Genomic DNA, 26,224 nt, shown 5'->3' with positions numbered 1-26,224 from the left:
TCAAATCCCCCGGTCGCGAAGAATGGATCGGAAACCGATCAGGGCAGCGATGAAGCTGGCAGCCAGCGCCAGCGTCACCACGCCAAGCGTGACGGAAACAGGCAAGCCCAGATCCGGCGAGGTTTCGGGCGAACCCAGCTTGGACGCTGTATTGTCTAGAAGGATCCAGAGCAGCATGCCTGCGAAGACGACAGACATCAAAGCGCCGAACTGACCGAGGAACCGTGCAAACCGTCCCGGCGACAGTTCGGATACGAGCTTGGCCGTGACATGCGTATGGGTCGTATAGCAGACCGGCATCGACAGGAGCGCGCCGAGCCCGATGGCAAACGAGGTCAGCTCGATCGCCCCGGGGAGATTGAGGCCGGCTGTCGCACGCAGAACGACGTCAACGACGGTCGCACCGGCACCGAATAGGAAGCAGGCGGCAGAAGCGCCAAGCAACGCGCGCGACGTGAGGGATTTGGGCTGGACGGACATCACGCAGCCTCCCGAAAGGGTAAGGCGGAATGGTCAGTTTGGACCGTTTTACAAAAGTGTTCTCGGCTCATGCGCCTGTTCCTCCCAGCTGCACGATGTTTTGGTGGGGCCGTCTCTATCCCAACCAGATCGCAGGAGGGGAGCTTTCGCAACAATGTGTCCGCCAGTCGGACACTTGGCTTGCGGCAGATCAATGCGCTATTATTTTCTTTCAACCTTCGACCCTTGATCTTTTAAACCACTTCCAGCCGGTTCAGCTCTTTCTGCGGCTGGGAAATCAAAAAGAGTCACTCCGGGATGAACTCGTAGAGTCGCTAGGCAGTGTGGACGGATTGCCGCAAGTAGTGGAAATGGGATTGAACGAAGCCGCTATCGCGGCACACAATCAGCATGGCTCACAGCCTTGGTCACAATGTTGTTGCCGAAGGGATCGAGCGTCGCCAGCAACTGGAGATCCTGAAGGACCTCGATTGCGACATGATCCAGGGCTTCCTTCTTGGGGAGCCCGTGTCTGCGGACCGGATCGGTCCTTTACTTCCATCCGACCCGGCAAAGCGTCGGCTTCGACTTGCAGTATGACAGAAGAAGGTTCGTAGCTGGAAACTATGCTTTTGGTTAGCCGGCTGTCGGCAAATGCCGAAGCTGCATAACAACCCGGCACAGAATTGCCCGTCCTTCAGAAACTTGCGTAGGAACCGATTAGCCGCTTCGAGATCGCGCCATGCGGCTAGCAGGACTTTGATCGGGTTTCCGTACATGTCGGTGGTGCGGTACAAGTTGCGCCACTTGCCGCGGATCTTGACCTAGGTCTCGTCGATGCGGACCGAGCCGCAGGAGGGTCTGCGGAACTGGCGAAGCCGCTTTTCGATCACCGGAGCGGCAATTTCCTCACCGAAGGTCAACAGTTCGGCAACCACGGAAATCTGCGATAGGCCTGTCAAACCTGCTCCATGTCTACAAACTGGCCACCAACCGCTCGCGAATGTCCGCGAAATTCCGCAACCACCAGGCCATCCTGATTGGCGATGCGGACGTCGTAGAGCCCCGACCGGCCTTGCTGGGAAATTTCTTTTGCCACGGCGATGAGCCGGTCATTTCGCCGGGCGGGGTTCACATAGGTGATCGAACAATGCTGGCCGACCGTCATCTGGTTGCGGCTGTTGCAGGCAAAGGCGAAAGCACAATCCGCCAGCGTAAAAATATGACCGCCATGGCAGGTGCCGAGACCGTTCAGCAAGTTCTCGGTCACCAGCATCGAGACGATCACATGGCCGGCTGCGACCTGATCGACCGTGAGGCCGAGATTGTGGGCCGCCTGATCAGACGCCAGCATCGTCCGAACGCAGATCTCGGCAACTTCCTGTTCGGAAATGGTCATCGGCCCTGAAACTCCGGTTTGCGTTTTTCAAGAAACGCCATCACGCCTTCGGAATAGTCGGCGGTGAGGCCGGCTTGCCTCTGCAAGTCGCGTTCGAGATCGAGCTGGCCTTCAAAGCCATTGTCGCTGGCCGCATGGATTGCCCGCTTGGTGAGGCCAAGACCCTGGGTTGGACCGGATGCCAGTTTCCGCGCCAGCGCTTCGGCTTCTGAAGCGAGTTCACCATCCGGAACCGCCCGCCAGATCAGACCCCAGGCTGCAGCCGTGCTTGCATCGAGTGGCTCGCCCAGCATGGCAAGCGCCTTGGCACGCGGTTCACCCAGACGTCGTGCCAGCGTCCAGCTGCCACCCGCATCGGGGATCAGTCCGAGACGGACGAAGGACTGGATAAATTTTGCCGATTCTGCCGCAAGTACAATGTCACATGCCAGCGCCAGATTGGCACCGGCCCCGGCCGCAACGCCGTTGACGGCACAGACGATCGGCTTTTCGAGACGACGCATCAATCGCAATGTCGGATTGTAGAAGGTCTCGAGCGAATGACCGAGGTCGGGTGCGGAGGTTCGGTTGCGCGGATCGCGGGCGGAAAGGTCCTGTCCGGCCGAAAAGCCGCACCCGGCCCCGGTCAGCAGAACCGCCCGAACCGACGGATCGCTCCCAGCCCGCTCGAGGCCGGCTCGCAAGGCCAGATGCATCTCCTCATTGAAGGCATTGAGCTTTTCAGGCCGATTGAGGGTGAGCCGGAGCAGGCCATCGGAAAATTCGGAAAGAACCGTGTCCATCTCAGCTACCCTTCCCGCCGTTTGTTTCGGCATAATGCATCGGCCCGCCGCGCCAGCGCGGAAAGCCATAGCCATGGATGAGCACGAGATCGATATCGGCAGCAGAGCCCGCAATCTGTTCTTCCAGGATCGCGCGCCCTTCCTCCGCCATCGCATCGAGGAGGCGCGCAGCAATCTGGTGGTGAGAAATCGCGTTCCGGGAACCGGCGGGAAGCGCGAGGATTTCGCCAACGGTGGATGAAACCTGCGGCTTACTGCTACCATCGGGATAGTCGTACCAGCCGGCACCGGTCTTGCGCCCCTTGCGGCCGGCTCGCACCAACCGGTCGCACAGCGTTTCGGCAATCGCCTGGCCATTCGCCCGCGCGGCTTCACGCTGCAGGAAGGCGATGTCGAGCCCTCCAAGGTCCTGCGCCTCGAACGGGCCCATGGCAAAGCCGAAGCTCCGCATCGCCGCATCGACCGCTTCGATCGACACCCCCTCCAGCAACAGGGCCTCGGCACCGGCACGATAGCGTTTCAGAATGCGATTGCCGATGAAGCCGTCGCAGATGCCCGCCTGAACCGGCACTTTCCCCAATTGTCGGGCCAGTGCGAAAGCAGTCGCCAGGACGTCCGCCGACGTCGCTCTGGTCGGCACGATCTCCAGCAGCTTCATGACATTGGCGGGGCTGAAGAAATGCAGTCCGAGAAAGCGTTCCGGCCGTTCCAGCCCTTTTGCGATCGCAGCAGGATCGAGATAGGACGTATTGGTCGCCAGAATGGCATCCTTGCGGCAGGCCGCCTGCAGCTTCGTGAAGACCGCGCGCTTGACGTCCAGTTTTTCGAACACCGCCTCGATGGCGAGATCGACATCGGAAAGAACGTCATAGTCGGTCGATCCATCCAACTGTGCCAGACGCGCTTCGGCCTCGGATTCCGTCAAACGACCGCGCTCGACATTGGTCCGGTAGAGATTGCGCAAGGTCGCCAGACCATGGTCGAGCGCAGCCTGATCCCGCTCGATCAGCACCACCGGCAGTCCGGCATCGAGAAGTGCCGCCGCAATCCCCGTTCCCATGGTGCCGCCACCGATGACAGCCGTCTTCCGGATAGGCAATGGGCGCACGCCTTCGAGCGACTGCGGACGGGGTGCCGCCCGTTCGGCCAGGAAAACATGGCGCAGCGCTGTTGCTTCGGCCGAATCCCGCAACGCGAGAAAAGTTGCCCGTTCATGACGCATCGCGCTCTCGAAGTCTGTCTCGGCAGCGTTCCGGAGGCTGGCGAGCGCCCGGACCGGCGCCTCCTGCCCGCGATAGCGTCGGCCGAGTTCCTGTGCCTGTTCTTTCCAGAACGCTTCTGACGGAGACGCAGCAACCCGGTCACGGCTAAGTGGCGGTAACGGCTTTGTGGCGATGTCGCGGGCAAACGCAATCGCGGCCTGGCGCAGATCTGCCCCGTCCACCAAAAGATCGACGAGGCCGAGCGCGTTGGCCTTGCCGGCACCGACCGGCTTGCCGGAGGTGACCATATCGACGGCGGCTTCGAAGCCGATCAGCCTTGGCAGCCGCACGGTGCCACCGGCGCCCGGGATGAGGCCGAGATTGACTTCCGGCAGCCCCAGTTTCGCCCCCGGCATTGCGATGCGATAGTGGCAGCCGAGTGCGACTTCGAGGCCACCTCCGAGCGCGGATCCATGGATCGCCGCCACCCACGGCAGTCTTGCACCTTCGATGCGGGCAATGACATCCGGCAGATGCGGCGCCAGCGTCGGTTTGCCGAATTCACCGAGATCGGCCCCGGCGATGAAGGTTCTGCCGGCGCAGATCAGCACCACGGCCTCGACGGCCGGATCGGCATCAAGCGCCTCCGCCGTTTCGATCAACGCCTGCCGCAGGGCCTGCGACAGGGCGTTCACCGGCGGATGATCGATGGTGACGACGGCTACGCCACCATCAATTTCAACAGTCACGATCATTTCAAATTCCCAGATAGGCTTCGCGGATCTTCGGATCGGCAATCAGTTCGGCCGCCGGCCCTTCCATGGCAATCCGGCCGGTTTCCATGACATAGCCCCGGTCGGCAATCGAAAGCGCGCCATAGGCATTCTGCTCGACGAGCAGGACGGTCACCCCGAGCGCCTTCAAATTGCGCACGACATCGAAGATCTGGGCGACCAGAATGGGTGCCAGACCCATCGATGGTTCGTCGAGCAGCAGGCAGGATGGACGCCCCATCAGGGCGCGGGCGATCGCCAGCATCTGCAATTGACCGCCTGAAAGACCGCCGGCCACCAGGTTCCGCTTTTCCCTGAGGATCGGGAACATTGCGAAGGCATCGTCCATATCGGAGGCGACACGCTCATCGCGAAACAGGAAGGCACCGAGACGAAGATTTTCCTCGACCGAAAGGTTGGTGAAGATCTGTCTTCCTTCCGGCGATTGCGCCAGACCCCGACCGATCCGTTTATAGGCGGGCACCCTGTCGAGCGCTTCGCCGCGGAAGGTGATGGCGCCGGCAGAAACCGGCTGCACGCCGGAAAGACAGCGCAGCAGCGTTGTCTTGCCCGCACCGTTGGCGCCGACAACGGTGACGATTTCGCCGGAATGGACCGTCAGGTCCACGCCATGCAGAACCTCGATGCGGCCGTAGCGCGATCTGAGACCTTCAACTGTCAGCATGGGCATCCTCCGCAGCCTGTTTGCCGAGATAGGCGGCAATCACTTTCGGGTTCTTGCCGACGGAGGCAGGGTCACCCTCGGCGATCTTCACGCCATGGTCGAGCACGACGACATGGTTGGAGATGCGCATCACCATCTTCATGTCGTGCTCGACGAGCAGAATGGCGACGCCGCTTTTGGCGACTTCGGCGATCAGGTGGTCGATCTCCTCGGTTTCCACGGCATTGCAGCCAGCAGCCGGTTCATCGAGCAGCAACACTTTCGGGTTGAGCGCAAGCGCCCGCGCGATCTCGAGCCGCTTCAGCGCGCCATAGGAGAGGCTCGCCGCTTCCTGGCTCGCCGCCCGCGCCAGCCCGACCCGATCCAGCAATGCGAGGGCCTCCTGGGCGGCCATGCGGGCACGCCGTCGCGACGACGGCAATGCGAGAAGATCGGCGATCAGCGAACCGCTTTCCTTGAGATGAAAGCCGGCAATCACATTCTCCTGCACCGTCATCGCCTGGAAGATCTGTAGGTTCTGGAAGGTGCGCGACATGCCACGTCGGGCAAGAAGATGCGGGCTGAGCGCCGTCACATCGGTCCCATCCAGCATGACCCGCCCCGATTTCGGCCGGTAGACGCCCGAAATCATGTTGAAGAGTGTGGTCTTGCCCGCGCCGTTGGGTCCGATCACCGATACGATTTCACCCTTCTCGATCGAAAAGGAAACATCATCCACGGCGCGCAGGCCGCCGAAGGCAATTCCGAGGCCTTCGATGCTCAAGAGGCTCATTCTCCCCTCCCCCGGACCAGTCGCGCCAGCGAGGGCAACAGGCCTTCGCGCATATAGATCATCACCAGCATCATGATCAGACCCAGCATGATCTGCTCGTACTCGGCAAAAATGGTCAACGCCTGCGGCAAGAGGGTCAGGATCGCCGCGCCGAAGATTGCGCCAAGCACCGATCCGGCACCGCCGAGGACAGCCATCGTCACGAGTTCGATCGAATGCATGTAGCCGGCCACTTCCGGCGTCACGAACTTGTTCTGCAGCGCGATCAGCGAACCGGAGACCGAGGCATAGACGGCTGAAATGACAAAGGCCTGCAGCTTGTATCTGGCGATATCGACGCCGACGGTGCGTGCGGCCACTTCCGACCCATGCAGCGCCCGCAAGGCGCGGCCGGTGGGACTGTCATAGAGATTGAGCGCCAGCCAGGCGCCCAGGATCATGCAGAGGCCCGACAGGATGTACCAGAGTTCGCTGTTGGACAGGTCAAGACCCGCCGCCTTGACGAGGGCGCGAATGCCGAGATCCGGCACCTCGATCCCGTCCGGACCCTTGGTGAATTCGCGTTCGTTGGTCAGCACCATCGCTACGAGAATGCCGAAGCCGAGGCTAGCCACGGCCAGATAATAGCCCTTGAGCCGCAGGATCGGGCGTCCGACCAGATAGGCGATGATCGCCGAAAGCGCTGCTCCCAGCAGCACAGCCAGGGCCGGATGCAAGCCGAGATAGGCCGGCGCCAGTGCACAGGCATAGGCACCGATCCCGACGAAACCGGCATGTCCAAGGCTGATCTGGCCGGCATAACCGGTCAGAATGACGATGCCGGTGACCGCGAGCCCGTTGACGAAGACCAGCGAGCCGATACGGAAATAATAGGCGGACGGGAAGAAGAACGGTGCGGCGACGACCAGCAGGATCAGAAACAGCAGCGTCGTGTGTTTGGTTCCGAGTTTCATCATCAGACGCGATCCGTGAATGTCCGGCCGAACAGGCCCTGCGGCATCATGAACAAGACCGCGAGAATGACGATGAAGGCGACGGCATCCTTGTACTGACTGGAGATGAAACCGGCCGAAAGCGCTTCGAAAATGCCCAGCAGAAGGCCGCCGACAAGCGCCCCCTTGGGATTGCCCATGCCCCCGAGCATGGCGGCGGCGAAACCCTTGAGGGCAAGAGCGATGCCGATGTCATAGCCCGTCATGGTGATCGGCGTCATCAGAATGCCCGCAAGCGCGCCGATTGCCGCCGATAGCGCGAAAGACAGGGCCATCACCCAGTTGGTGTTGATGCCGACCAGTTGGGCGGCGAGCCTGTTGTTGGATGTCGCCAGCACCGCCTTGCCGGTCAAGGTCCGGGTGAAGAACAGCCAGAGCGCCGTAAAGACCAGCACCGCACCCGCTATCACCCAGAGGCTCTGGGGCAGGATGGTCGCACCGAAAACGATGATCGGCTGATCACCGGAGAAGGCCGGGAAGCGATGCAGCTGCTTGTCGAACACATTCTGCGTGACGCCACGAATGAAGATGGAGGCGCCGATGGTGATGATGATCAGCGACACGACCGGCGCCTTGCGGGCAGGTTCGATCGCCAGCTTGTTGAGAATGATGCCGGTCAAGGCAACGGCGACGATCGCGATCAGGGCTGCCAGCGGCAGCGGTTGACCGGCATCGTGAAGAAATACCGTCACCATGCCACCCAGCATGACGAACTCGCCCTGCGCGAAGTTCACCACGTCCGAGGCATTGTAGATGATGGTAAAACCAAGGGCCACCAGCGCATAGACCGCGCCGACCGTCACCCCTGAAAGTATGAACTGCATCAGTTCAGGCATCAGGTTCCGAGCTCCTGCTTCGTGATGGGAAGGCCGGGCTCAAGCCCGGCCAAGCCGGTTCACTCGACGATGGTCCAGTGGCCCTTGCGGATCTCGAGCATCTTGAAGGCCGAGAGGTCGAAACCGAGATGGTCCTGCGGCGACATCGTCACCGTGCCGGTGGTCCCGACCAGCCCCTTGGTGGTTTCAATCGCATCGCGGATCGCCTTCGGCTCAGCCGAGCCTGCCCGTTTGATGGCATCGGCAAGAATGCGCACGGCATCATGGGCATAGCCACCAAAAGTGCCGACCGGAGCGCCGGTCGCGCCTTCAAACAGCGCCTTGTAGGCGGCAACGACCGGCTTCTGCGGATCGGAATCGCTTAGCAGGTCACCAACCAGAAGCGCCGTTCCGGGAAGGCGCACACCTTCGCTCGCCTCCGGGCCGGCAAGATCGATATAGCCCTGCGATGCGACACCATGCGATTCATAGAGCGGGATCTTGATGCCGAGCTGGACGACATTGCGCGTGACGACCGCGGCACCCTGGCCGAAACCCGGATTGAGAATGGCCTGGACGCTGTCCTTGCCGCGAATGTTGGTCAGCTGCGGCGTCATGTCAGCATCCTGCGGGCCGTAATTCTCGTCCGCCAGAACCTCGATACCATACTCATTGACGATGCCGAGACATTGCTTGCGCATCGAGGAGCCGAAACCGTCGGTTGACGAGATCATGCCGATCTTGGTGATGCCGCGCTTCTTCATGTCTTCGAAAATCTTGGCGCAGGCCATACGGTCGGTATGCGGCGTCTTGAACACCCAATGCTTGACCGGATCGATGATCTCGATGGCGCCGGCAAGCGAAATGAAGGGGATCTCCGCTTCCTCGACCACCGGAATGATCGCCATCGAGGTGCCGGACGTCGTGCCGCCGATGATGGCGTTGACTTCGTCTTCCTCGACGAGCCGGGTGGCGAAGGTGCGGGCCTTGTTGGGGTCACCGCCATCGTCATAGACCACGAGCGATATCTTCTCGCCATTGATGCCGCCGGCGGCATTGATCTCCTCGATCAGCAGCTTGAGGGTTTTCGCCTGCGGATCTCCCAGAGCGCCGGCCGGGCCTGTTTCTGAAAGCGTGGCGCCGATCTTGATATCGGCAGCAGCGGCACCGGTCATTGCCATAAGCGCGGCAAGGCAAGTCATTCCTGTTTTCATGGTCTCCTCCGAAGATCCTGAATTTCCGTATGGCCGGACAGTCCTGCACCTTCACGGCGCAGCCTGATCACAACCCCTCCCCGATCCATTAATAAACAGATCGATCGTTCTATATAATGCTTTTTCTTGCGAATCTACAAAAAACTTCAAGCAGCCCACCATGATTGCAGTCCGGGACGGAAACCTCGAAAAATCAACATTTTCGAAGCGTTTTCATCGCTATTTCGCCTGTATCTCTCATTTTTTTGCCATCCATCGTTTAATCCGCATCGCGATTTCGGCGCTGGACCGCTCTTGACATCCGCCAAATCCACCTCAATAAATAGAACGATCGGTCGAGTAATTTCAGACTTACTGGAGAAGGAGGAGCACCTTGTCGTCCACAGAAGAGAGCATCGATTACAATGCGTTGATCGAGCCCAACCGGGTCCATAGCCGCGTCTATTATGACGAGGCGATCTTTCAGGAGGAGCTGGAGAAGATCTGGTACCGCACCTGGGTCTATGTCGGGCATACGAGCGAGATCCCGAACAAGAACGACTATGTCGTCAAATCGATCGGCCCGACGCCGATCCTGATGGTGCGCGACAAGGATGGTGAAATCCGGCTGCTGCTCAACAAATGTCCGCATCGTGGCAACCAGCTTTGCGCCTATCAGGGCGGCAACCGCACGAGCTTCACCTGTCCCTATCACGCCTGGACCTTCTCCAATACCGGCGATCTCATGGGCTTTGCCCTGCCGGATGGCTATGTCGGCACGGAGAAGAAGGGGCTGGGCCTCGGCAAGGTGCCGCGCGTCGCGATCTATCGCGGCTTCATCTTCGGCTCCTTTGCCCATGAAGGCCCGAGCCTCGAGGAGCATCTCGGCGGCGCCAAGGCATCGCTCGACCAGCTGCTCGACAATTCGCCGACCGGCGAACTCGAACTGACGGCCGGCTTCCTGCAGCATCGCACCAAGGCCAACTGGAAATTCATGCTGGAGAACGAAACCGACGGCTATCATCCGGGTTTCGTGCATGGCTCGATCTTCCAGGTTACCGACAGCGGCATTGCCAATCTCTATGGCCCGGATTCGACCGCGCTGACCCGCGATTATGGCAACGGCCATACCGAGTTCGATCTGCGTCCCGAATGGCGCCGGATCGACAAGCCGCTCGAATGGTTCGGCACCAACGAAGCGCGTCTGCCGGGTTATGTGAAAGCCATGAATGAGGCCTATGGCGACGAACGTGCCCGCCAGATCATGATCGACGGTTCCCCACATATCATGATCTTCCCCAACCTGTTCATCGCCGAAATCCAGATGTTCGTGCTGCAGCCGACAGCCGTGGACGAAACCATCCAGCATGTAACCGCGATCCAGTTCAAGGATGCGCCCGACATGAACCGGCGCCTGCGCCAGCAGACCATGGGCTCGGTGGGGCCAGCCGGCTTCCTGCTTGCCGACGATACTGAAATGTATGAGCGCAACCATCGTGGCGCCGCCATCCGCGATCCGGAATGGCTGCTTCTGAGCCGAGGCGAGCATCGCGAGCGCCTGGATGAAAACGGCTACCGCATCGCCCATTCGACCGACGAGACGCCGCAGCGCGGCATCTGGCGCCACTATCTCAAACTGATGTCGGAGTGATACCAATGAGTGTTGCAATCAAGGAAGAATCACCGGCATCTGCCGAAAGCCTCGGCGCACTCTCGCCGCTCGAACTTCAGCATGCAGTGACGCAGTTTCTCTATATGGAAGCCCGTCTGCAGGACAGCCACGCCTATGACGAATGGGAAGCGCTCTGGACGGAGGATGCGATCTACTGGGTGCCGGCCAACGGTCACGATATCGATCCCGAACGCCAGATGTCGATCCTCTATGACAACCGCTCCCGCATCGGCGTGCGTATCAAGCAGCTCAAGACCGGTCGCCGTCACACCCAGACGCCACGGTCGGAACTGGCCCGCATCGTCTCCAATGTCGAGATTGTCAGCGTCGTCGACAATGAGGTGAAGGTGCATGCCAACACCATGATCTTCGAGGACAATCTGCGTGCAGAGACCGTCTGGGCCACGCGCAACGAATACAAGTTGCGCTATTTCGACGGTGCATTCCGCCTCGCCTACAAGAAGGTTGGCCTGGTGAACAACCACAAGCCAATCTTCACGCTCTCCTTCCTGGTCTGAGGCACGCAATGTCTGAAAACACAATGGCCGACACCGATCGGCAGGTCTGGATCGGCGAAGGGCCGGTCCTGGTTGATTATGCCGATCATGTCGCCCGCATCACGCTCAACCGCCCGGAGGCGGCCAACGGCATGAATATCGAGCTGATGCAGGCTCTCTATCGGGCCGTGATGCGCTGCCATCGCGAACCGGGGGTGCGGGTCGTGCATCTGCGCGGTGCCGGCAGGAATTTCTGCGCCGGCGGCGATGTGCGCGAATTCGCATCGAAAGGCGAGGAACTGGGCGATTTTCTGCGGGAAGTCACCGCCTATCTGCAGATCGCCATCGGTGCTTTGATCCGGCTTGAAGCGATCGTCGTCACTGAGGTCCAGGGTTATGCCGCCGGCGGCGGTGGCCTTGGCCTAGTCTGCGCCTCCGATGTGGTGATTGCCGGTTCCGGTGCGAAGTTCCTGGCCGGCGCCACCCGCGTCGGCATGGCCCCGGACGGTGGCGCCTCGGTAATCCTGCCAAGTCTGATCGGCTTCCGCCGTGCGACGGAAATGTTCCTCACCAACCGCATCGTTGAAGCAGGGGAAGCGCAGTCGATCGGGCTGATTACCCGCTGCGTGCCCGATGACGCGCTCGCCGAAGAAGCCCGCAAGGCGACACGAACCTATGCCGAAGGCGCGCCTCTGGCTCTGGCGGCCACCAAACGGCTGCTCTGGAATGGCTTGAATGTCGAATCCTGCCTGCCGGAGGAGGCCCGCACCGTCTCGACCTTGTCGGCGACGGCCGACTCCCGCGAAGGGCTCGCCGCTGTCATCGAAAAGCGCAAGCCGGTGTTCAAGGGCGCATGATCATGGCCGAAGAGCGCCGGACACGACATGCACTGGTCACGGGTGGCGCCAATGGCATCGGCGCCGCCATCGTCCTTCGCCTTCTGGCGGACGGCATGGCCGTGACCTTCTGCGATCGCGACATCGCCGGCGGCGATGCCCTGGCATCCGCAACCGGCGCGAACTTCCGGCCCGTCGATGCCACCGACCTCGCAGCGATTGCGGCACTCGGTGGCTCGCTCGGGCCGGTCGACGTGCTGGTCAACAATATCGGCGTCGACCAGCATGCCTTCTTCACCGAGACCGGACCTGAGGACTGGCGCTCGCTGCTGACGATCAATCTTGAAAGCGCCTTTGCCTTCACCCATGCCGCGCTGCCTGCCATGCAGGCCAATCGTTATGGCCGCATCGTCAATATTGCCTCCGAGGCCGGGCGGCTGGGCTCGAAAGGTGGCTCGGTCTATGCCGCCGCGAAAGCGGGCCTCATCGGCTTCACGCGCTCGATTGCGCGTGAGAACGCACGCTACGGCATCACGGCCAATACAATCGCCCCCGGCCCGGTTCTGACGCCGATGGTCGAGCGCGCCATCGCCGAGGTCGGCGACAAACTTCACGCCGACATGGCTGCGCTGACCTTGATGAAACGTCTTGGCCAGCCATCCGAGATTGCGGCCGCCGTCGCCTTCTTCGCGTCGGAGGATTCATCCTTCGTCACGGGCGAATGCCTCGGCGTTTCGGGCGGCATGGGCTGCGGCGCCTGATCATCCGCTCCCGCCAAGACGGGAGACCATCCAAACAAAAGCTGGGGAGACAGACATGCCAAAAATTACGTTCGTGGCCGCCAATGGCGAGAGCCACCAGATCGAGGCAACCGACGGACTGAATCTCATGGAATGCGCGCGCCGCGCCAACATTCCCGGTATCATTGCCGAATGCGGCGGCGCCTGTGCTTGTGCGACCTGCCATGTCTATGTCGATGACGAATGGGCGGCGCGTGTGGGTATCGCCAATGCGATGGAACGCGACATGCTGGAATTCGCCGATGCCGTCCGCGACACTTCGCGGCTGTCCTGCCAGATCAAGGTGACCGACCAGCTCGACGGTCTCACCGTCTATCTGCCCGCGGGCTGAGCCAATGCACGATCCCGGCCTATCGCACGAACAATGAGGAATAGGATATGTCTGGTCCCTTGCAAGGATTGAAGATCATCGAAATGGTTGGCCTCGGCCCTGCCCCGTTTGCCGCGATGATGCTGGCCGATCAGGGCGCCGAGGTGATCCGTATCCATGCAAAAGGCCAGCGGCCCGACATTCCGCTGATGAACACCCGCTTCGACGTGCTCGCACGTGGCCGACGGTCGATCGCACTCGACCTCAAGGTGCCCGGTGCCGTCGATCTAGCCCTTGAGCTGATCGATCAAGCCGATGGGATCATCGAAGGGTTCCGGCCTGGCGTTATGGAGCGGCTCGGACTAGGCCCCGACATCTGCCTTACCCGCAACAGTCGCCTCGCCTATGGCCGCATGACCGGCTGGGGACAGGACGGGCCGCTGGCCTATACGGCAGGCCACGATCTCAATTACATCGCCATGACCGGTGCCCTCGCCGCCATGGGTCCGGCCGACCAGCCGCCCCCGGTGCCGCTCAATCTCATCGGGGATTTCGGCGGCGGCGGCATGCTGATGGCCTTCGGCATGGTTTCGGCGATCCTGCAGGCGAAATCGACCGGCCTCGGGCAGGTGATCGACGCGGCAATGGTGGATGGCGCCTCGTTGCTGGCCGGAATGTTCTGGGGCTTTCGCGCCGGCGGCATGTGGTCGGATGAGCGCGAAGCCAATCTGCTCGATGGCGGCGCCTATTTCTACACGACCTATCTTTGTGCGGACGGCAAGGCTTTTGCGGTGGCAGCGGTCGAGCCCAAATTCCATACCATCCTGATCGAAAAGCTGGGGCTCGATCCGGCCGAATTCACCCATGTCCGCAACCCGTCCGCCTGGCCGGATCTGCGTCAGCGCATGGCGGCGGTCTTTCGCACCCATCCGCGCGATTACTGGACCCGGATTTTTGCCGGCAGCGATGCCTGTGCCAGTCCTGTCCTCTCCTGGGAGGAGGCGCAGGCGGATGAACTGGCAACGGCCCGCGCCGCCTTCATCGAGGTGGCAGGCGTCCGCCAGCCGGCCCCGGCCCCCCGCTTCAGCCGCACGCCGGCAGCCGCCCCCGAAGTCGCCGTCGAGCCCGGCAGCCATTCTAAAGAGATTCTGTCTGATTGGGGTATCGACAACGACCGCATTGCGGCGGCAGAACAATCCGGCGCCATCTGAGGCGCCTGATCCATCCTCATCCGCTACAGTTCAAAGCCTGTCGAAAAAGGCGCCGATTTCCGAGAGCGACTGCGCGGTTTCCGGCAGTTCCGCAAAGACCTGAAAATGGTGGCACATGCGATCGAAGATCCGGAGTGTGATCGCCCCACCGGCATCGTTGACCCGCTTTTCCAACAGGCGCGCATCATCAAGCGTGATATCGCAGGCTCCAGCATGAACGAGCATCGGTGGCAGCCCGTCGAGCGCCGCAAAAAGCGGGGAGACCAAAGGATCGGACGGATCGCCGTTGCGGCCGATATAGGTCTTCGCCATGGCGCGCAGCTGCGCCGGCTTGGAAAAGATATCCGCCTCGGCAAGTGACGCGTAGCTGTCGCCGCTCAGCGAAAGATCGAGCCAGGGTGACAGGAGCATGATCGCGCGCGGCAATGGCAGGCCGGCATCGCGTGCCCTGACTGCCGTGGCAAGCGCAAGCGCCCCGCCGGCGGAATCGCCCATGATGGCATCGGGCACGATCCCGGATGCGATGAGCCAGCGATAGGCGCTAAAGGCATCGTCATGGGCGGCGGGGAACCGATGTTCCGGTGCGAGCCTGTAGTCGATACCGAGAACGCGGGCATCCGCGGCACTGGCGATACGGGTCATCAGATCGGCATGAGAGCGCAGCGAACCGATCTGGAAACCACCGCCATGCAGATAGAATATCGTTCGCTCGGCGCCGTTCCCGATCCAGCTGGCCGGCAGGCCTTCGAGATCGAAAATCTCAAGCTGGTCCGCCGCGAAATCACCGCCGAGAAATCCATCGAAACTGGTCCTGATCTCAGCAAGCGTCATGCCGTTCGCCCAGGACGATGTGATCGAACGGATCCTGTCGGCGACCAAGAGAAAGGGATCGGGATGGACAGTCATGTCATGCCTCGTCGTTCAAGCGCCGGACAGGGCAAAAGCCCCATCCAGCGCTGCTTGGGAGATCAAAGCCTAAACCCCTTAGCGGGCTTCGGCGCGGTGCAGCACGCGGGTTGCCTTGGCTTCGTAGCGCGGCAGCGTCCCTTCGGGATGGCATTCGACATTGATGTTCATGCCGAGCCGCGCCTTGGTTTCGCGACGAATGTCGCTGACGATCTGCTCGGCGGGACGCTGGTCGGCATGGGTTGCTTCCACGGCCACCGTCAGCGTACCGATAGTCGTCAGTTCCTTGTCGATATAGATCTGCCAGGCTTCGCGCACCGCGCCCTTGGTGCCCGCGATGATATCTTCGATCTGCGAGGGGAAGACGATGACGCCCTTGAACTTGATCATGTCGTCGCTGCGGCCGATGATCCGGCCGATCTTGCGCATGCCGCGACGGCCCGAGGGACAGTCATAGGGTTGGCTGGACAGGCGCACGAGATCGCGTGTCCGCCAGCGCACGACGGGTGACGCTTCCTTGCGGATGGTGGTGACGACGATTTCCCCGACCTCGCCTTCCGACACCGGCTTCATGGTGTTGGGATCGAGAATTTCGACAATGACCGTATCTTCGTTGATGAGCTGCAGTTCATCATCCGCATGGGTATAGGGGGTCGAGATCGCCAGAATCGGGCCGCCGGCTTCGGTGGTTCCGTAGATGTTGTGGCTGATGAAACCCTCCGGCAGTTCGCCCTCGAGCTGGGCACGGAATTCGGCTGAAACCGACTGACCGCCAAGGATCGCCACTTTCAGGCTCCAGTCGGTTTTCGGGTTGATGCCTTGCTGCTTGGCGGATTGCACGAGCGTCATCAGCCAGAGCGGCGACATCGAGGCGACATCATACTGGTGGTCGCGCAGCCAGCGCGCGGCGAGTTCGCCGCGGCCCGGACCGATCGGAAAATTGGTGCAGCCGAGTGCCGCAAAGCCGGCATCGAGCGCCGGACCACCGATCCAGAGGCCATAACCATAGCCCTGATAGGCCCGATACCCTTTCTTGACACCGGCGGCGGTCAGGGCACGTGCCATCTGCGATGGCAGAAGCGACTGCAGATCGTTCTTCGTCATGCCGAACATCATCGGCAACCCCGTGGTTCCGGACGTGGCGACAAACCGCTCGACCTGCTCGGGCTCCACCGTCAGATAGGGAAACGGATAATGGGCGCGGAGATTTTCCTTCTCCATGAAGGGAACATTCGCAAGCGCATCCGGAGCCGCCAGATCCTCCGGCTTCATACCGGCCTGAGCGAAATGATCCCGCCACAGCTGGCTCGAGGCCAGGCGCGCGCCCATGGCCGCCAGACCTTCCTGCTGAACCTTCAGGATCCCGTCGCGATCCAGTGTCTCGATTTCCGGGTGCTGCATGTCCTGAGACCTCCCTGTCTATAGTCACGATCCGCCCGGCATCCCACGCAGACCACCTCCAACCCATGCGCAATTAATAGAACGAACGATTGGGTTATGTAAACTGAAATTTTAACAAACCGCAGTTCATACCGGCCGTTCGCCACCGCAAATGCTGCCACAATTTACAAAATCGCCCCAACGTGATTATAGTCCGGCCGTTCAAATCAATTATGCAGGCGAGACGACCTTGGCGAGAACCCGTTCACCCGATTACGACAAGGTCCGCGATGACATCATCGAGAAGGCGGCCAGTATGTTCGCCAAGCGCGGCTATGCCGCGACCTCGATCGGCGACATTGCCGAGGCCTGCGACTGCTCGAAATCGCGGCTTTATCACTACTTCGATTCCAAGGAGGCAATCCTGCTCGATATGCTCAACACGCATGTCGACAAGTTGCTGTGGAGCTGCCGCCATTCACTCTACGGATTCCAGGATCCGGTCGAGCGTTTCCAGCAGTTGACGCGCTTTTTCCTCGAAGTCTACGCCGTCTCGCGCGACCAGCATGTCGTCCTCCTGACCTGCCTCGATTTCCTGGCACCGGAAAACCAGAAGGAACTGATCGCCAAGCAACGCGAGCTGATTGCCTATGTGCGCGACATCCTGCTCCAGCTTCGGCCCGATATGGCGGACGACATGAGCATGGCCCATGTCGACACAATGCTGTTCTTCGGCATGATCAACTGGACCTACACCTGGTACAGAGCCAATGGCGCGGTCTCTCCGGAGCAACTGGCAGACCGAACGGTCGAGCTTTTTACCAAGGGCTACGCCCTCGTTGGCCGCAAGCCCTGACGGAACGGCTGGCGGGAAGCCGGCTTCATCCGCGCAGCAGCGTGACCGGGTCGAAATCCGGCCGCGCCAGATCCTCCGCGGTGATTTTGACGCCTTTCTCGAACAGTTTCCGGGCCGCCATATAGGTGCGCCCGTCGTTGATCGTATCGACGGCAACCGCCACGCCATCGCGGAGATACCAGTGCGCAAAGGTCCGCTCGGCCCGCTTCGCCACCACTGAATCATAGCTGCGATTGAGACCGACGATCTGCAGCTTGGTGTCATACTGGTCGGACCAGAACCAGGGAACCGGCTTGTAATCCCGGGTCTTGCCCAGCATGTCATCCGCAACGATCTCGGCCAGATCGACGGCATTCTGAACGCTTTCGAGCCGTGTCTGCAGGCCCCCGAACGGAAAGTTCGCACAATCGCCGGCAGCCCAGATCCCCTCTTTCGACGCGCGGCCATGGAGATCGACGACGATGCCATTGTCACAGTGGAGGCCGGCGCGTTCAGCGAGATCGATGCGCGGCAACACACCGACCCCGACCACGGCAAGATCGGCTGCCAGCGACTCGCCATCCGCAAGCGTCAGTCCGGTCAGCTGTCCGTCCTGGCTCGAAACGGAGGCAATTGCACCGTTTTCAATGAGTCTGACACCTTTCGACTGATGAAGTGCACGGAAATGATCCGACGTGCGTGAGCAGGCAACCCGCTCGAGAATGCGCGACGCCCGTTCGATAACGGTGACATCGAGACCCGCCATGGCTGCGACCGCAGCAGTCTCGAGGCCGATATAGCCGCCACCGATGACGAGAAGCCGCTTGCCTGGCTGAAAATCGGGGCGGAGCCGATCGACATCATCGATCGTTCGCAGACGGTACACGGCTCGCAGCCTGGCAAACCCGTCCGGCATCGGGCGCGGCTCGGTTCCCGTTGCAAAGGCAAGCTTGCTCCAGCCGACCGTACTTCCATCGATCGCGACCGTACGGCGTTCGGCATCGACAGCCGTCACAGCCTTTCCGGTCACGACCTCGATCTCCATCCGGCGCCAGAAGTCGTCGGGCCGCAACAGCAACCGTTCACGGTCCCATTCGCCGGAGAGGTATTTCTTCGACAGCGGCGGGCGCTGGTAGGGCAGATAGGGTTCCTCGCCAACCAGCAGGATGTCGCCACCATAACCTCCGGCCCGCAAGCCCATGGCGACCGATTCACCGGCCTGCCCTGCCCCGATTATCACAACCCGTTCCCGACCCATTCCGCTCCCCGATAAGTTATTAGTTGACCGACCGTTCTGACTATTATATCGAGACTTGACAAGATGCAACTGCTGGCGCGCCGGAGGAACGGATGGAGTGATCCACCCGGCAGGCGCGGAAACGGGGGGAAATCGTGGTCGCTATTTCGTCGATCGGAACCTATCTGCCGAAGATGCGGCTCGAGCGGGCCGCAATCGCCCAGGCCATGGGATGGCTGACTTCGTCTGCAGGCACTGGAAAAGGATCACGCAGCCTCGCCTTCTGGGACGAGGACAGCGTCACCATGGCGGTCGAGGCGGCCCGCAACTGTCTGGCGGACCAGATGCCCGATACCGTTCGGCGGCTGGTTTTCGCCTCGATGACCGCGCCCTTTGCCGAATTTCAGAACGCCGTTCTCGTGCATGGCGCCTTGCGGCTGGGTAGAAACTGCCTCACCGAGGATACGACAAGCACGCGCCGCGCCGGCCTAATCGCCCTTCATCAGGCGCTCGAACAGGGCCAGACGAGCCTTGTTGTCGCGGCAGAGATCCCGAAACATCCGGCAGGCAGCAGTTCGGAAAGCAAATCGGGCGATGGCGCGGCTGCGGTTCTTGTCGAGCCATCGGGCGACGGCCTGCTGTGCTTTCTTGGCGGCAGTTCCATCACCCGGCCTTTCGCCGATAGATACCGCGCGACCGGACGCGATTTCGCCCTCGAATGGGAAGAGAGATGGATCCGGGAAGAGGGCTATCTGAAGATCGTGCCCGAGGCCATTTCTGCGGCGCTCAAGGCCGCGAACCTCTCCCCGACGGAGATCGACCATTTCGTGCTGCCGAGCACCATCGCCGGCTGTGCCAAGGCTGTGGGTCAGGCATCCGGGCTCGGTCACGCCCGCCTCGCCTCCGATCTTGCCGCGGATTGCGGCGATACCGGATCGGCCCATGCGCTTCTCATGCTCGCCGGAGCCATGGAGGGAATGAAACCGGGAGAAAAGGTTCTGGTCGCCGAATTCGGCCAGGGGGCGACAGCACTCATCTTCGAGGCCGGGCCGGCAATCGCCACCATGGTGCCGCAGGTCTCACGCCAGATAAAAAGCGGCCTGCCCGAACGGAATTACCTCAAGCTGGCAATCTTTCGCGGCATGCTCGAATGGGATCGCGGTCTCCGCGGCAGGGTGCAGGTCAATGAAGCCCTGACGACGGCCTATCGGCGGTCGGAGGAGCTGCTCGGCTTCGTCGGCGGGCGCAACCGCCAGACTGGCACCATCCAGTTCCCGCCGTCGCGCATAGCCGCAACGCGCGAAGGCCTCGATGTCGATGCGCTGGAGCCCTATCCGCTGGCCGATCGGGGCGGCACCATCGCCACATCCACTGCCGATCTCCTCGCCTTTTCGCGCCATCCGCCCAACTGTTACGGGCTTGTCGACTTCAATGGCGACGGCCGCCTGATGATGGATTTCACCGATCCGGGTGCCGACCAGCTGAAGGCTGGCGACGCGGTTCGCTTTGTCTTCCGCATAAAGGATATCGACGAACGAACCGGCTTCCGCCGCTATTTCTGGAAGGCGATCGCCGCCGACACGCAATCGAGCCGAACCGGAGGGGAATAGACCATGGCTAGCGGAATCAAGGATCGGGTCACCATTCTCTCGATGGGGTGTTCACGCTTCGGCGAACGGTGGGATGTCTCCCAGGATGAATTGATGTGCGAGGCCTATCTCGAGGCGCTCGATCGGGCCGGCATCGACCCTTCGATGATCGGCGCGGCCTGGTATTCCTCCCACTATGACGATATCGGCGCCGGCAAGGCCGGGACGCCGATGGCGCAAGCCCTGCGTCTGCCCAATGTCGGCGTCACGCGCGTCGAGAATTTCTGCGCCGGCGGCACCGAGGCCTTTCGCGGCGCCGTCTACGCTGTCGCTTCGGGCGCGGTCGATATCGCGCTCGCGGTCGGGGTGGAGAAGCTCAAGGATACCGGCTTTGCCGGTCTGCCCACCGCATCCCGCGGCACCTTTGCGCCAATGTATCTGCCGACCCACACCAATCCCGGCAATTTTTCCCAGCTCGCGCGCGCCTATGCGACAAAGCATGGCATTTCGCGCGATGATCTGAAGCGCGCCATGGCACATACATCGATGAAAAGCCATGCCAATGCGATCAGCAATCCGAATGCACACCTGCGCAAGGCGATCACCATCGAACAGGCGATGAATGCGCCCCTGGTTGCCGAACCGCTCGGCCTGTTCGACTGCTGCCCGGTTTCCGATGGCGCCGCCTGCGCCATCGTCACGACGCCGGACATCGCCCGCAGCCTCGGCAAGACTGCGCCGGTGCTGATCAAGGCAATCCAGGTCGTGACCTCGAACGGCTGGGAAGCGCAGCAGGCGCAATGGGATGGAACCTATGTCCACACGGCCCGCATCGCCGCCGCGCGCGCCTATCAGGAGGCAGGCATCGCCGATCCGCGCGCCAGCATCGGCATGGCGGAACTGCATGATTGTTTCTCGATCACCGAACTGGTGACACTTGAGGATCTCGGCCTCAGCGCCGAGGGGCGTGCCTGGAAGGACATGCTCGACGGTCTCTATGATGCGGATGGAAGCCTGCCCTGCCAGATCGATGGCGGTCTGAAATGTTTTGGCCATCCGGTCGGCGCATCGGGCCTGCGCATGCTCTATGAAGCCTGGCTGCAACTGACCGGCCAGGCCGGAAATCGCCAGCTTAAAGATCCGAAACAGGCATTGACCCATAATCTCGGCGGCGGGCCGGCCCAGAATGTCTGCTCCATCACCATTCTTGGTGGAGCATGAGGCAAGACAAGGAAATGCGCAAAGAGCATCGGTAACGCACCAAAGAGCTCGATGAAGGGCGCTGGATGAAAAAGGCCGGACCTGCCCATCACCGCACCGGCTGGTTAGGCTGCAACGGCGGGTCAACCCAACATGGCTGGGTAGCGTTCCACGGCGCATCTCGCGCCTGTTTTATCCAGATTGCGGTCTTGATGATGACAGAACCGCGGAACCGGCCAGTTCCTGGCTAGGCTCAATTTTTGAAACAGTTTTCCCGGTGCCAACGCAGAAATTGCGGATGGGGCCTTTCGAATGTTCGGCCGGGCACAATTGCCCTACCAGTCGGATTGATGAGGCCCCGAATACTGTCGGCATCATTGGCCTGTCGAGAAACCAGTCTGTTTCATCTGGGTGTTTAGTCCCGGCATTTGATGGATCGGATAAATGATGAAACGATCCGGCTCCAAAGTCCATCGTTTACAGATGAACTCGTAGGGCGTGAGGCTTTTGAGTGTCTTTAACCTTCGCCCGAAGTTATAGGCATCGATGAAGTCGGCGAGATGCTTTTGGAGCTGTTCGTGATCGTCGTAGTGGAAGCACTTGACGGTCGCATCCTTGATGGTTCGGTTCATTCGCTCGACCTGCCCATTGGTCCATGGATGCTTTACCTTGGTCAGCCGATGCTCAATTCCCATCTCGTCACAGACCCGGTCGCAGATGTGATGGAAGGCGTAGAGATCGCAGGCCCGCTTGTTGAACTGAATGCCGTTGTCCGTGAGAATCGTATGGATGGCATAGGGCACAGCCTTGACCAGATTGCGCAGGAATTGGGCTGCATTCATCTTTCCGGCTTTGGCGTAAAGCTCGACGAAGGCAAACTTGGACGTTCTATCAATGGCCACAAACAGATAGAGCTTGTCCACAGCGGTCTGGACTTCAGCGATATCGATGTGAAAGCAGCCAATGGGGTAACTCTTGAGCTTCTTTTTTGGCTCCTTGTCGCCCTCGACATCCGGCAGTCGTGAAATGTCATGGCGCTGTAGGCATCGATGTAAGGACGAGCGCGTCAGATGCGGGATTGTTGGCTGAAGAGCGTAGAGACAATCATCGAGCGGTAGCAGCGTGCGCCTGCGGAAGGCGACAATCACGGCCTCCTCCTCCGGGCTCAAGACTGTCGAATGCGGTTCCTTCGGCCCGGTCGCCAAATCGGCAATCGATGTGCGCTTCTTCCACTTGGCTACAGTCTTCGAGTTGATCCCATACCGCTTTGAGAGCGCTCTCAGGCTCTCTTGACTATTTTGTATTGCTCGACGGATTGCCTCTGTCGTTGTCGCGCGACCCTGTAGAACTTGGCCCATAGAGCTTCCTTCCAATCGAGGGAAAACAATGCACCATTAAAGTCCGGGATCAAACACCTAGAGCGCACGTCTGCAATTTGCGCGGTTAGCGCCCAACGTGACGATATCCTATTTCGGACTGAGCGAACGGCTCCGGATGTGCTGGCGATAGTCCGCCTCCAGCTTGGCCCGCTAAAGTACGCCCCACGCCAGAAACCTCCCCCTCCCCGTCATCTCCCTGAGGCCGAGCTCCAACACGATCCGCCGCGCTACCTGCGGCGTCACGTTAAGCGTTTCCGCCACCATGCCCGCCGACACCAACGGTCTTGCCATGATCAGCTCGACCAGTTCCGGCAGCTTCGAAGATGTCCGGCGCCCGTCCAGTTTTCGATCCATCATCATTATCGCAAGCGCCAGCCGGTCATGCTCCTTCAGCCCGATCCCGGCGACTGCCGAAAGACCGTGAGCGATGGCGAGCAGCCGGGTTCCGCGATCTCGATGCCGGCCTGCCGTAGGATGGACGCGGCAAACAGCCGGCCAAGCCAGGGGGCGTGCTGGAGGACGGCAAGCTCGTTCCAGGCATCAAGGGCAACAATCGCCTGCAGCATTGCCAGGAAGTGTTCGACTTGGCGCAACACAGAGCGCCATTCCTCGAGGCGGGCATCTTCATCCCAGTCGAGATCATAGACGAGAGGATCTCGTTCTCGGGTATCAGCACGCCCGGGACGCCTCGCGTGCTCTATCGCCGCCGCCGATCGGGCCAGCAGCGCATCGATAGCGTCATAATTGACTCCGGGAAACCCTTCGGCTTCATCGATTTCTTTCCCCTCCCCTTCCGGATCAATCGCACCCGCATTTAGCACTGTGCTGGCGGCCTCCGCCGCCTCAGTGCCGGTCGAGGCGTTCTCCGATGTCTGCCGGAGCGTGCGAATGCCTTCCGGTGACAGCGCCCAATAAGGCGACTGGCCACAAATGCGCCGACGGGTGCGCAGTACGTCGCGGGCGATGGTGAGCTCGTGTGTCGGGGGTTCGGGTATCGCGAAACGCGTCGTGGAGGACGAGGTCCTCGAGATGGACGAGTTCGCCGTCGATCCACAGCGAGGCGCAGGCTTCAGCAAAATGAGACCGTTCGATCCATCCCTGGCCAACCGGCGAACGGGCGATGCGCTCATCAAGACGCGTGAGTGCGATACCCGCCCAAAAAGCCGGCTCCATCAAGGACGTGGTGCTGATTCTTCTAAGGCCATAAACCATTGAAATCATGATATATGAATTCCTAAAAGAATGCTATATCAGAACTAGAGATCCTTACACCACATGAACGCGGGTTTGTATTATAACCATCGATAAGTAACTCTTATCAGATATGAGTTAGTCAACCTATTGACCAATACGGAAATCATCCTTATCCTTCGCAACAAGCACCCAAAACGAGGAAAGAAAGAGTTGCCATGACCGTGACCGTCAAGGTGGCCGAGGCCAAAACGCATCTGTCTGAACTTCTGGCTCGCGTCGAGGGTGGAGAGGATTTCATCATTGCCCGCGGCAATGATCCGGTCGCGCGCCTGGTGGCTGTGGACGAGCGTCGGCGACGCCTGGCTGCGATCGAGTCAGTTCGCGCGCTTCGCGCCCAGGCCAGGCCTGTCACCCATCAAGAGATCCAGGACTGGAAGCAGGAAGGCCGGCGCTGATGGCGTTTGTCGTTGATGCCTCGATAGTCGGCGCATGGTTTCTGCCTGACGAAGAGAACGCCATAGCCGAACAAGCCATGGCCCGCATGGCGGAGGAAGATGCCGTGGCACCTGATCTGTTGCGACACGAGATCCGCAGCATCCTCCTGAGCGCCGAGAAACGGGAGCGGATTTCGGCAGATTTCGTTCATTCGGCGCTCGCGCGGCTACGCGCATTGCCGTTGCAGCTTGCCGGCCCCGGAGAAAATGCCGAAGTGGTTCGCCTGTCGCGCAAATATCGTCTCAGCGCCTATGATGCCGCCTATCTAGCCCTCGCCCTTATCGAGCAGCTGCCACTTGCCACGCTCGACCGGCGGCTGGCGGAAGCCGCACGCTCTGAAGGTGTGTCTGTCCTTGGGCCGTCTTTCGATGGGGACTGAGCGAACAACAAGCGACCCGGTTTTCCGCCGCGCCGAGCAGCTCGACACGATCGCCGCCGTCCTGCCGATCGAGCGGCGTGATGCGCTCGCCGGCCTTCTGACCGATCAGGATGTCGAAACGCTCCGGCACCTCGTCAATCAGGGCATGGGCCCTAACACCATCCGGGCCTTCGCTTCCGATCTTGCCTATCTGGAAGCCTGGTCGCAGGCCGCCACCGGCAATGCCCTGCCCTGGCCGGCGCCAGAAGCACTGCTGCTGAAATTCGTTGCCCATCATCTCTGGGATGCCGAAAAGCGCCTGAGCGATCCGGATCATGGCATGCCCGCCGCCGTCGAGGACAGGCTGCGCGCCGAAGGCGTGCTGAAAGCAAGCGGTCCCCATGCGCCCGATACGGTGCGCCGGCGTCTTGCCAACTGGTCGACGCTGACGAAATGGCGCGGTCTCGAGGGCGCCTTCTCGTCGCCCGCTCTCAAATCCGCTATCCGGCTCGCGATCCGCGCCGTCCCGCGACCGAAGAAGCGCAAGAGCGCGCGGGCCGTGACGGGCGATGTGCTGGCGAAACTCCTCGCCACCTGCGATGGACAAAACCTGCGCGATCTCCGCGATCGCGCCATCCTCATGCTGGCGTTCGCGTCCGGTGGTCGCCGCCGCAGCGAAGTGGCCACGCTCCGGATGGAACAGCTCACCGTCGAGCCCCCGATCGAAGGCGAGGCGGGGCGCACATTGCCCTCGCTGTCGATCCATCTCGGCCGAACCAAGACAAGCGGCGCCGGCGATGACGAGATCGTCTATCTGACCGGCCGGCCCGTCGAAGCGCTCAATGCCTGGCTGAAAGCGGCAGGCATCCAAAGTGGCAGCCTGTTCCGCGCCATCGATCGCTGGGGCAACCTGTCGCCGCGGCCTTTGGATCCGAAGGCGATCACCGATATCGTCAAGCATCGGGCAGAACTGGCCGGTCTCGATCCGCGCGACTATTCCGCCCACGGGCTGCGATCGGGCTATCTCACCGAAGCGGCCAATCGCGGCATTCCGCTGCCCGAAGCGATGGAACAGTCCCGGCACCGGTCCGTGCAGCAGGCGTCCGAATATTACAACCATGCCCAGCGCCGCAGCGGTCGGGCATCGCGTCTGCTCGACTGAGCTGGAAATCCCCTAGCCCATGCGTTCGGATGCATAGCTTCCGGGGCTTGCCGGGAAGACCACCGTGCGGTTGCCGTTCATGAACACCCGG

The 26,224-nt window shown here is 61.2% G+C and carries 25 protein-coding genes and 4 pseudogenes; 13 read left to right on the top strand and 16 right to left on the bottom strand.

The genetic code is table 11. The annotated features are described in order from the left end of the window. Entirely contained in the window at window positions 1-480 is a 480-nt protein-coding gene (locus Q4481_RS22150) for a TRAP transporter small permease (RefSeq protein WP_304378594.1), read from the bottom strand. 384 nt (window positions 481-864) lie between these two features. Between Q4481_RS22150 and Q4481_RS24620 the strand changes: the two genes are divergently transcribed. Next, entirely contained in the window at window positions 865-1,059 is a 195-nt protein-coding gene (locus Q4481_RS24620) for an EAL domain-containing protein (RefSeq protein ID WP_354542331.1), read from the top strand. 92 nt (window positions 1,060-1,151) lie between these two features. Here Q4481_RS24620 and Q4481_RS22145 read toward each other — a convergent pair. The 9 genes and pseudogenes from Q4481_RS22145 to Q4481_RS22105 all read right to left on the bottom strand — a co-directional run. After that, window positions 1,152-1,358, bottom strand: a pseudogene (locus tag Q4481_RS22145) (DDE-type integrase/transposase/recombinase); the annotation flags it as partial. 59 nt (window positions 1,359-1,417) lie between these two features. After that, window positions 1,418-1,858, bottom strand: coding sequence for a hydroxyphenylacetyl-CoA thioesterase PaaI (paaI, locus tag Q4481_RS22140; RefSeq protein ID WP_304378593.1), 441 nt, complete (start codon window positions 1,856-1,858; stop codon window positions 1,418-1,420). Further along, window positions 1,855-2,640 carry a 2-(1,2-epoxy-1,2-dihydrophenyl)acetyl-CoA isomerase PaaG gene (gene paaG / locus Q4481_RS22135; RefSeq protein ID WP_304378592.1) on the bottom strand — a complete coding sequence of 262 codons (786 nt, stop codon included), beginning with the start codon at window positions 2,638-2,640 and terminating at the stop codon, window positions 1,855-1,857. Before paaG ends, paaI begins: the two co-directional genes overlap by 4 nt. 1 nt (window position 2,641) lies before the next feature. Next, window positions 2,642-4,597 carry a 3-hydroxyacyl-CoA dehydrogenase NAD-binding domain-containing protein gene (locus Q4481_RS22130; RefSeq protein ID WP_304378591.1) on the bottom strand — a complete coding sequence of 652 codons (1,956 nt, stop codon included), beginning with the start codon at window positions 4,595-4,597 and terminating at the stop codon, window positions 2,642-2,644. 1 nt (window position 4,598) lies between these two features. Further along, entirely contained in the window at window positions 4,599-5,300 is a 702-nt protein-coding gene (locus tag Q4481_RS22125; protein ID WP_304378590.1) for an ABC transporter ATP-binding protein, read from the bottom strand. Continuing rightward, window positions 5,287-6,072, bottom strand: a complete 786-nt coding sequence (locus Q4481_RS22120; RefSeq protein WP_304378589.1) for an ABC transporter ATP-binding protein — start codon at window positions 6,070-6,072, stop codon at window positions 5,287-5,289. Before Q4481_RS22120 ends, Q4481_RS22125 begins: the two co-directional genes overlap by 14 nt. Next, window positions 6,069-7,025: a branched-chain amino acid ABC transporter permease gene (locus tag Q4481_RS22115; RefSeq protein ID WP_304378656.1), complete on the bottom strand. Its 957-nt coding sequence runs from the start codon at window positions 7,023-7,025 to the stop codon at window positions 6,069-6,071. The genes Q4481_RS22120 and Q4481_RS22115 overlap by 4 nt, the downstream gene beginning before the upstream one ends. Window positions 7,026-7,027: 2 nt before the next feature. Beyond that, entirely contained in the window at window positions 7,028-7,900 is an 873-nt protein-coding gene (locus tag Q4481_RS22110; RefSeq protein ID WP_304378588.1) for a branched-chain amino acid ABC transporter permease, read from the bottom strand. A 59-nt stretch (window positions 7,901-7,959) separates the two neighbouring features. Next, window positions 7,960-9,093 (bottom strand): ABC transporter substrate-binding protein, encoded by a 1,134-nt coding sequence (locus Q4481_RS22105; protein ID WP_304378587.1) that lies wholly within the window; start codon window positions 9,091-9,093, stop codon window positions 7,960-7,962. Window positions 9,094-9,466: 373 nt separating this feature from the next. Between Q4481_RS22105 and Q4481_RS22100 the strand changes: the two genes are divergently transcribed. From Q4481_RS22100 to Q4481_RS22075, 6 genes and pseudogenes are all read left to right on the top strand, one after another. Continuing rightward, a complete protein-coding gene (locus tag Q4481_RS22100) occupies window positions 9,467-10,723 on the top strand; it encodes an aromatic ring-hydroxylating oxygenase subunit alpha (protein WP_304378586.1) in 1,257 nt (418 codons plus the stop codon). 5 nt (window positions 10,724-10,728) lie between these two features. Beyond that, window positions 10,729-11,262 carry an aromatic-ring-hydroxylating dioxygenase subunit beta gene (locus tag Q4481_RS22095; RefSeq protein ID WP_304378585.1) on the top strand — a complete coding sequence of 178 codons (534 nt, stop codon included), beginning with the start codon at window positions 10,729-10,731 and terminating at the stop codon, window positions 11,260-11,262. Between the two features lie 8 nt (window positions 11,263-11,270). Then, window positions 11,271-12,098 (top strand): enoyl-CoA hydratase/isomerase family protein, encoded by an 828-nt coding sequence (locus Q4481_RS22090; RefSeq protein WP_304378584.1) that lies wholly within the window; start codon window positions 11,271-11,273, stop codon window positions 12,096-12,098. A 2-nt stretch (window positions 12,099-12,100) separates the two neighbouring features. Next, window positions 12,101-12,838: an SDR family NAD(P)-dependent oxidoreductase gene (locus Q4481_RS22085; RefSeq protein WP_304378583.1), complete on the top strand. Its 738-nt coding sequence runs from the start codon at window positions 12,101-12,103 to the stop codon at window positions 12,836-12,838. Window positions 12,839-12,893: 55 nt separating this feature from the next. Further along, window positions 12,894-13,208 (top strand): 2Fe-2S iron-sulfur cluster-binding protein, encoded by a 315-nt coding sequence (locus tag Q4481_RS22080; protein WP_304378582.1) that lies wholly within the window; start codon window positions 12,894-12,896, stop codon window positions 13,206-13,208. Between the two features lie 47 nt (window positions 13,209-13,255). Next, window positions 13,256-14,293, top strand: a pseudogene (locus Q4481_RS22075) (CaiB/BaiF CoA transferase family protein); the annotation flags it as partial. Window positions 14,294-14,301: 8 nt separating this feature from the next. Here Q4481_RS22075 and Q4481_RS24615 read toward each other — a convergent pair. The 3 genes and pseudogenes from Q4481_RS24615 to Q4481_RS22065 all read right to left on the bottom strand — a co-directional run. Further along, window positions 14,302-14,367: pseudogene (locus Q4481_RS24615) on the bottom strand (hypothetical protein); the annotation flags it as partial. Between the two features lie 61 nt (window positions 14,368-14,428). Then, window positions 14,429-15,304 carry an alpha/beta hydrolase gene (locus Q4481_RS22070; protein ID WP_304378580.1) on the bottom strand — a complete coding sequence of 292 codons (876 nt, stop codon included), beginning with the start codon at window positions 15,302-15,304 and terminating at the stop codon, window positions 14,429-14,431. A gap of 78 nt (window positions 15,305-15,382) precedes the next feature. Continuing rightward, window positions 15,383-16,705, bottom strand: coding sequence for a phenylacetate--CoA ligase family protein (locus tag Q4481_RS22065; RefSeq protein ID WP_304378579.1), 1,323 nt, complete (start codon window positions 16,703-16,705; stop codon window positions 15,383-15,385). Window positions 16,706-16,934: 229 nt separating this feature from the next. On the opposite strand from Q4481_RS22065, the gene Q4481_RS22060 reads away from it, so the two are divergent. Beyond that, on the top strand, window positions 16,935-17,540 hold the full coding sequence (locus Q4481_RS22060) for a TetR/AcrR family transcriptional regulator (RefSeq protein WP_304378578.1): 606 nt from the start codon (window positions 16,935-16,937) through the stop codon (window positions 17,538-17,540). A gap of 25 nt (window positions 17,541-17,565) precedes the next feature. Here the strand turns inward: Q4481_RS22060 and Q4481_RS22055 are convergent, their stop codons facing one another. Beyond that, window positions 17,566-18,759 carry an NAD(P)/FAD-dependent oxidoreductase gene (locus Q4481_RS22055; protein ID WP_304378577.1) on the bottom strand — a complete coding sequence of 398 codons (1,194 nt, stop codon included), beginning with the start codon at window positions 18,757-18,759 and terminating at the stop codon, window positions 17,566-17,568. Window positions 18,760-18,911: 152 nt separating this feature from the next. Between Q4481_RS22055 and Q4481_RS22050 the strand changes: the two genes are divergently transcribed. Further along, window positions 18,912-20,366: a 3-oxoacyl-[acyl-carrier-protein] synthase III C-terminal domain-containing protein gene (locus Q4481_RS22050; protein ID WP_304378576.1), complete on the top strand. Its 1,455-nt coding sequence runs from the start codon at window positions 18,912-18,914 to the stop codon at window positions 20,364-20,366. Between the two features lie 3 nt (window positions 20,367-20,369). Continuing rightward, window positions 20,370-21,566, top strand: a complete 1,197-nt coding sequence (locus tag Q4481_RS22045) for an acetyl-CoA acetyltransferase (RefSeq protein WP_304378575.1) — start codon at window positions 20,370-20,372, stop codon at window positions 21,564-21,566. A gap of 353 nt (window positions 21,567-21,919) precedes the next feature. On the opposite strand, the gene Q4481_RS22035 is transcribed toward Q4481_RS22045, so the two are convergent. After that, window positions 21,920-22,903: an IS481 family transposase gene (locus tag Q4481_RS22035; RefSeq protein ID WP_304378574.1), complete on the bottom strand. Its 984-nt coding sequence runs from the start codon at window positions 22,901-22,903 to the stop codon at window positions 21,920-21,922. 171 nt (window positions 22,904-23,074) lie between these two features. Continuing rightward, window positions 23,075-24,145 (bottom strand): annotated as a pseudogene (locus tag Q4481_RS22030) (RHE_PE00001 family protein). A 188-nt stretch (window positions 24,146-24,333) separates the two neighbouring features. Between Q4481_RS22030 and Q4481_RS22025 the strand changes: the two are divergent. The 3 genes from Q4481_RS22025 to Q4481_RS22015 are packed head-to-tail and all read left to right on the top strand — an operon-like array spanning window position 24,334 to window position 26,133. Then, window positions 24,334-24,573 (top strand): type II toxin-antitoxin system Phd/YefM family antitoxin, encoded by a 240-nt coding sequence (locus Q4481_RS22025; RefSeq protein WP_304378573.1) that lies wholly within the window; start codon window positions 24,334-24,336, stop codon window positions 24,571-24,573. Continuing rightward, window positions 24,573-24,992 (top strand): type II toxin-antitoxin system VapC family toxin, encoded by a 420-nt coding sequence (locus Q4481_RS22020; RefSeq protein ID WP_304378572.1) that lies wholly within the window; start codon window positions 24,573-24,575, stop codon window positions 24,990-24,992. Before Q4481_RS22025 ends, Q4481_RS22020 begins: the two co-directional genes overlap by 1 nt. Then, on the top strand, window positions 24,982-26,133 hold the full coding sequence (locus Q4481_RS22015) for a tyrosine-type recombinase/integrase (RefSeq protein ID WP_304378571.1): 1,152 nt from the start codon (window positions 24,982-24,984) through the stop codon (window positions 26,131-26,133). The genes Q4481_RS22020 and Q4481_RS22015 overlap by 11 nt, the downstream gene beginning before the upstream one ends. Window positions 26,134-26,224 lie beyond the last annotated feature (91 nt).

Origin of the sequence: Fluviirhizobium alvei, from assembly GCF_030551875.1 — a bacterium.
GTDB classification, from domain to species: Bacteria; Pseudomonadota; Alphaproteobacteria; order Rhizobiales; family Rhizobiaceae; genus Rhizobium_E; species Rhizobium_E alvei.
Note: the sequence above shows the minus strand (reverse complement) of the source record. Positions and strands in the feature narration are given on the sequence as shown.